The 6,608-nt window shown below is 67.8% G+C and carries 5 protein-coding genes; 3 read left to right on the top strand and 2 right to left on the bottom strand.

Translation table 11 applies throughout. The features are described from left to right. Together DI526_RS17715 and DI526_RS17710 are read left to right on the top strand one after the other, a co-directional pair. A partial coding sequence (locus DI526_RS17715) for a methyl-accepting chemotaxis protein (protein ID WP_304280763.1) occupies positions 1-1,101 on the top strand: 1,101 nt, incomplete at its 5' end. A gap of 66 nt (positions 1,102-1,167) precedes the next feature. Beyond that, positions 1,168-2,790 (top strand): long-chain fatty acid--CoA ligase, encoded by a 1,623-nt coding sequence (locus DI526_RS17710; RefSeq protein WP_304280761.1) that lies wholly within the window; start codon positions 1,168-1,170, stop codon positions 2,788-2,790. On the opposite strand, the gene DI526_RS17705 is transcribed toward DI526_RS17710, so the two are convergent. After that, a complete protein-coding gene (locus tag DI526_RS17705; protein WP_304280759.1) occupies positions 2,787-3,182 on the bottom strand; it encodes a PaaI family thioesterase in 396 nt (131 codons plus the stop codon). The two genes, DI526_RS17710 and DI526_RS17705, sit on opposite strands and share 4 nt — an antisense overlap. 224 nt (positions 3,183-3,406) lie before the next feature. On the opposite strand from DI526_RS17705, the gene DI526_RS17700 reads away from it, so the two are divergent. Continuing rightward, entirely contained in the window at positions 3,407-5,896 is a 2,490-nt protein-coding gene (locus DI526_RS17700; RefSeq protein WP_304280757.1) for a TonB-dependent receptor, read from the top strand. Positions 5,897-5,976: 80 nt separating this feature from the next. Here DI526_RS17700 and efp read toward each other — a convergent pair whose 3' ends face one another. Continuing rightward, complete coding sequence (gene efp / locus DI526_RS17695) at positions 5,977-6,543, bottom strand: elongation factor P (RefSeq protein WP_066687129.1); 567 nt, start codon at positions 6,541-6,543, stop codon at positions 5,977-5,979. Positions 6,544-6,608: the final 65 nt, after the last annotated feature.

Below are 6,608 nucleotides of genomic sequence, written 5' to 3'. Positions count from 1 at the left end.
AAGGACGAGGTCGGCGAAATGGCCGCCGCCGTCGCCTACTTCAAGGACGCCGCGATCGAGAAGGTTCGCCTGGAAGCCGAAGCGACCGCCCAGCGCGCCCAGGTCGAGGCCGAACGGCAGCAGCGCGAGCGCGAGAAGGCCGCCGAGGCCGAAGCCGACGCCTTCGCCATGAACACCCTGGCCAAGGCGCTGGACCACCTGGCCGCCGGCGACCTGACCTATCGGATCGACGCCCAGCTTACGCCGAAGGCCGAAGGCCTAAAGCGCGATTTCAACACCGCCGCCGACCGCCTGCGCGACGCCCTGCGCGGCATCAACGGCGCCACCGGCGGCATCCGCGCCGGGTCGGAAGAGATCGCCTCGGCCTCCGACGACCTGTCGCGTCGCACCGAGCAGCAGGCCGCCAGCCTGGAAGAGACCGCCGCGGCCCTGGACCAGATCACCGCCACGGTCCGCAAGACGGCTTCGGGCGCTCTTGAGGTCTCGAGCCTGGTCGCCCAGGCCCGCGCCGGCGCGCAGCGCTCGGGTGAGATCGTCGACCAGGCCGTCTCGGCCATGAGCGAGATCGAGACCTCGTCGAACCAGGTCAACCAGATCATCAGCGTCATCGACGAGATCGCCTTCCAGACCAACCTCCTGGCGTTGAACGCCGGGGTCGAAGCCGCCCGGGCCGGCGAGGCGGGCAAGGGCTTCGCCGTCGTCGCCCAGGAGGTGCGCGCGCTCGCTCAGCGGTCGGCGGAGGCCGCCAAGGAGATCAAGCAACTGATCTCGACCTCCAGCCAGCAGGTCGAGGCGGGCGTCGATCTCGTCGCCCAGACCGGCGACGCCCTGCGCGCCATCGTCACCCAGGTCGCCTCCATCGACAGCCTGGTCAAGGAAATCGCCGCCTCGGCCCAGGAGCAGTCGACCGGCCTGCACCAGGTCAATGTCGCGGTGAACCAGATGGACCAGGTCGTTCAGCGGAACGCCGCCATGGTCGAGGAAGCCACCGCCGCGACCCACACGCTGAAGGGCGAGGCCGGCGAACTGGCCACGCTGGTTGGGCGCTTCCAGGTCGGCGACGCCCCGGCTCAGCGGACGTCACGCGCCCGCGCCGCCTGACCCGGCTTTCCCTGAACACCGATCACGTTCTAGGCTCCTCCCAACGAGAAAAGTGGGGAGGAGCCGATGATCCCGGGGCTCATGCAAACCGCGCCGCTGCTGGTCAGCGGCATCCTGACCTATGCCGCCCAGGCGCATGGCGCGCGCGAGATCGTCTCGCGGCTCATCGACGAGCCGCTCTGGCGCTACGACTATGGGGGCCTGTCCCGCCGTTCGGCCCAGGCCGCCCACGCCCTGCACCGCCTGGGCGTCGCGCCCGGCGACCGGGTGACCTCCCTGGCCTGGAACACCCACCGTCACCTGGAGCTGTTCTACGCGGTTCCGGGTGTCGGCGCGGTGCTGCACACCGCCAATCCACGCCTGTCCGACGAGCAGATCGCCTACACGATCGACCACGCGGGCAGCCGCATCTTGTTCTTCGAGCGCAACTTCCTGCCCCTGGTCGAGCGCATCGCGCCGCGCCTGGCCTCGGTGACCACCTTCGTCATGCTGTCGGATGAGGCGCGAACCGAGCCTGGCGCGGTCGGCGCGCTCTGCTACGAGACGCTGATCGCCAATGAGCCCGAGACGATCGATTGGCCGTCCTTCGACGAGAACGCCGGGGCCTTCCTCTGCTACACTTCGGGCACGACCGGCGACCCCAAGGGCGTGCTCTACTCGCACCGCGCCGTCGTGCTGCACGCCATGGCCGGCGGCCTGAACAGCGCGTTCGGCTTTACGGCCTTCGACGTCGCCATGCCCTGCTCCAGCCTCTACCACGCCACCGCCTGGGGCGTGCCGTTCAGCGCGCCGCTCTGCGGCGCCAAGCTGGTCCTGCCGGCCGATCGCATGGACGGCGCGTCGCTCCACGAGCTGATCGAAAGCGAGGGCGTCACCTTCACCGGCGGCGTCCCCACCATCTGGACGATGTACCTCGACTGGCTGGAGAAACACGACGCCGCGCCGACCACCTTGAAGCGCGTGGTGATCGGCGGCAGCGCGGTGCCGCGCGCCATGGCCGAGACCTTCAAGCGCCGCTACGACGTCCAGGTGCTGCAGATCTGGGGCATGACCGAGACCTGCCCGATCGGCGTGGTCGCCACCCCGACGCCGGCGCTCGCCGCGCTCGGCGAGGAGGCCATGGACGAGGCGATCTGGACGCGCCAGGGTCGGCTGCAATTCGGCATCGAGCTGAAGGTCGAGACCGAGGACGGTTCCGAGGCGCCTTGGGACGGCCAAACGTCCGGCGCGCTGAAGGTGCGCGGTCCCTGGGTCGTGCGACGCTACTTCCGCAAGGACCATGACGCCACCGACGACGAGGGCTGGTTCGACACCGGCGATATCGCGACGCTGGACGCCAACGGCTTCATGCGCATCACCGACCGCCAGAAGGACGTGATCAAATCCGGCGGCGAGTGGATCAGCTCGATCGACCTGGAGAACGTCGCCGTCGGCTGTCCGGGCGTTAGGATCGCCGCCGTCGTCGGCGTGCCGCATCCGAAGTGGGAGGAACGGCCGCTGCTGGTCATCGAGCCGCACGAAGGCGCGGCCGTCACCAAGGCCGCCGTCCTGGCCTATCTGGCGCCGAGGATCGTCAAGTGGTGGACGCCCGACGACGTGGTCTTCGCGCCCGTGCCGCTGACCGCCACCGGCAAGATCGACAAGAAGGTCCTGCGGGAGGCCTGGCGGGGCCACCTGGGCAGCGCCTAGTCCAGGGTCATCTGGGTCTGGGTGACCACCGCCACGAGCTTGCCGTCCTCGGCTTCGACGCGCGTGACCCAGATGCTGGAGCGACGGCCGATATGCAGCGGCGTCGCCGTCGCCTTCACCGTCGTTCCCGTGGCGGCGGGGGCGATGAAGTTGGTCTTGCTCTCCAGTGTCGTCGTCCGCTTGCCTTCGGGCGTGGAGAGGAACGCGCCAATGGCGCCCAGCGTGTCGGCCAAGGCCATGGCCGCGCCCCCATGCAGAACGCCGCCCGCGGTGCAGAGATCGGGGCGGACCATCAAGCGCCCCTCGACGCGATCGGGGGCGGCGTGGACGATCTCGACACCCATCAGGGCGGCGAACGGCAGGAGATCCAGGTCGAAGACGGGCGTGCTCATTGGGTCATCTGACGCCCGCCTGCGGCCTTGATGCAAGCGTCAGCGCGCGCGTCCCTGAGTCCATAAGCCGTTCTCCTTCTGGCGGTCACGGCCGCCTTGCGGCGCGGCCCCGGTCTACTGTGGCGGCCGCGCACCGTCACACAGGCGTCGCCTCGTTGTCGCGGAGCCGTCTTGGAGCGTCCCTATTGCCCGGCCATCGCAATAGAGTTTGGGGGACATCCAAGATGGCGTCGAAGACTTTCCCGGCGGCGGGCGGCCGCAAGACCGCACTCTGGTGCGGCGCGGCCTGCGCCGCGCTGCTGGCCACCGGCGCGCGCGCCGCTGACACCGCGCCGGCCGCGGCTCCCGCCGCCGCCGCGCCGACGGCCGAGGACAACACCGCCGTCGAGCAGCTGATCATCACCAGCCAGCGCGAAACGCGCTCGGCCGTCGCGATGGAAGCCCAGCAGATCCAGCGCGTCCTGCCCGGCGCCAGCCCGCTGAAGGCCATCCAGTTCCTGCCCGGCGTGATCTATCGAACCGCCGATCCGTGGGGCAACAACGAGCAAAACCTGTCGCTGTTCGTCCATGGCTTCTCGACCCAGCAGCTGGGCTATACCCTGGACAACGTACCGCTGGGCGACCAGGCGTACGGCAACTACAACGGCCTGTCGGTCTCGCGCGCGGTCAGCAGCGAAAACGTCTCGCGCGTGACCCTGTCGTCGGGCGCCGGCTCGCTGGGCGTGGCCTCGACCAGCAACCTGGGCGGCGCCATCGAAACCTTCAGCCGCGATCCCTCGGCCGAGCGCGGCTTCAACCTGCGCCAGACGCTGGGCAGCTACGACACGACCCGCACCTTCGTCCGCTTCGACAGCGGCGAGATGGCCGGCGGCTTCAAGGGCTACGTCTCGTACCTGCGCCAGGACGCCAAGGCCTGGGACTTCGACGGCCACCAGCGCGGCCACCAGGTGAACCTCAAGCTGGTCCGGGAAGGCGAGCATGGCGACCTGACCTTCTACGCCGACTGGCAGATGAAGGTGGAGCCGAACGAAGACGCCACCGCGCGCGGCAACCAGCAGACCGCGGCCGCGCAGAACTTCATGCCCTATACGCGCGCCTTCATCTATCCGGACCTGGCCGGCTGCACGGCCAACCTGACGGGCGGTCCGGGCACGCCGCCGCCGTCGCAGGGCAACAACTTCTCGAACTGCTTCAGCGCCGCGCAGCGCGAGGACATCCTTTCGTACATCAAGTACGCCTGGCGCCCGACCGAGACCCTCACCTGGACCAACCAGGTCTATTATCACTACAACTTCGGCCGCGGCATCGTCGCGGGTCCGGTCAACACCGCCGGCCTGCCGGGCCTGTTCGCGACCTACTATCCGAACCTCGTCGTCGGCTCGACGACCAGCGCCGCGACCCTTACCAACATCGTCAACCTGTTCGGCGGCACGGGCTATGCGGTCCGCACCACCGAGTACCGGATCAACCGTCCGGGCGCCTTGTCGACGGTCGAGTGGACCCTGGGCGACCATCAGATCAAGGGCGGCTTCTGGTTCGAGCACAACGAACCGGCCCAGCAGCGCGCCTGGTATCCGATGACCAAGGAGAACAACAACCTGTCGCCCTACGACGTGCCGCGCGGCAAGAAGGTGCTGACGCAGTACGCCGCCGAGTTCTTCACCAACGACATCCAGCTGCACCTGCAGGACCAGTGGCGGATCACGCCGCAACTGCTGCTGCAGGCGGGCTTCAAGTCGAGCCTGCAGGACGCCACCGGCAAGTTCCCGATCAACCAGCAGAACCTGCCGACCGTGGCCGTGCCCGTGCACTATCCGACCGGCTCGATCACCTCGAACAAGTGGTTCCTGCCGCAGCTGGGCCTGCTCTGGGACGCGACCGAGAACGAACAGGTGTTCGTCAACGTCCAGCAGAACATGCGCCAGTTCATCCCCTATGGCGCGGGCAGCGGCTTCTACGGCTTCTCGCCGTGGAGCCTGGGCACGCAGGCCGCCTTCGACCTGTTCAAGCAGACGGTGAAGCCGGAAACCTCGTGGACCTATGAGGCGGGCCTGCGCACGCGCCACGACGTCAACTGGGGCCCGATCACCGGTGTCGACGGCCAGATCAACGGCTACATCGTCAAGTTTAGCAACCGCCTGCTGAACATCGCGCCCTATAACTTCATCAACCCCGCGCCGGCCATCCTGGCCAACGTCGGCGACGTGACGACCAAGGGCGTGGACGTCGCCGGCACGCTGAAGTTCGGCCAGCACTTCCAGCTCTACAACGCCGTCTCGTACAGCGAGGCCAAGTACGACCAGGACTACCAGAGCGGCACGACCCTGGTGAACGGCGTCTCGACTCCGGTCACCGTCGCCACTGGCGGCAAGTACGTCCCCTTGATGCCCAAGTGGATGAACAAGACGATCGCCCGCTTCAACTACGGCGCCTTCGACGCCCAGATCAGCGGCGACTATGTCGGCAAGCGCTATGTGACCTACCTGAACGATCTCTCGGTGAAGTCGATGATGCTGGTCGACCTGCAGGCCGGCTACACCTTCGACATGGCCGACAAGGGCTTCGTGAAGGGCCTGCGCGTCACGGCCAACGTCACCAACCTCTTCGACAAGAAGGGCGTCTCGACGGCCGGCGTGACCAGCAATTCGGGCGGCTACACGGCCTTCCCGCAAGCGCCGCGCATGGGCTTCGTGACGGTGTCGGCGGACTTCTAGTCCGCCGGCCATCCGCCAGACACCAAGAAGGCCCGGCGGTCACCCGCCGGGCCTTTCCAGTTTCAGCGACCGAGAGGCGCTTAGTCCTTGGCGCGTTCCACGTAGGAGCCGTCTTCCGTCAGGATCACCACCTTGGTGCCCGAGGTGATGTACGGCGGAACCGTCGTCTTGACGCCGTTGCTGAGCACGGCCGGCTTGTAGGACGAGCTGGCGGTCTGGCCCTTCACCGAAGGCTCGGTGTCGACGATCTCCAGCACCACGGTGCGCGGCAGGTCGATGGCGATCGGCACGTCATTGTGGGTCGACAGGATGACGGTCATGCCTTCCTGCAGGTAGGGCGCGGCGTCACCGATCACCTCTTCGGTCGCCACGAGCTGGTCGTAGGTCTCGGGGTTCATGAAGTGGAAGCCTTCGCCGTCCTGGTACAGGAAGGTGTGATTGCGGTCGTCGACGAAGGCGCGCTCGACCTGCTCGGTCGTGCGGTAGCGTTCCGAAACCTTCACGCCGTCCGAGATGCGGCGCATGTTCAGCTGGGTCACCGGGGTGCCCTTGCCGGGGTGGATGTTCTCGGCGCTCAGGACGACATAGAGCTTGCCGTCGAGATCGACGACGGAGCCTTTGCGGAGCGAGCTGGCTGCGACCTTCACGTAGTTACCGTCCTTGGTGGAAAGCGCGCGCGAGGCCGCGGGCGCGTTCGTGCTATTGATCCGTG

It is taken from the genome of Caulobacter segnis, assembly GCF_003243465.1.
Classification (GTDB): domain Bacteria; phylum Pseudomonadota; class Alphaproteobacteria; order Caulobacterales; family Caulobacteraceae; genus Caulobacter; species Caulobacter segnis_A.
This window is presented reverse-complemented; position numbering and strand designations above follow the sequence as displayed.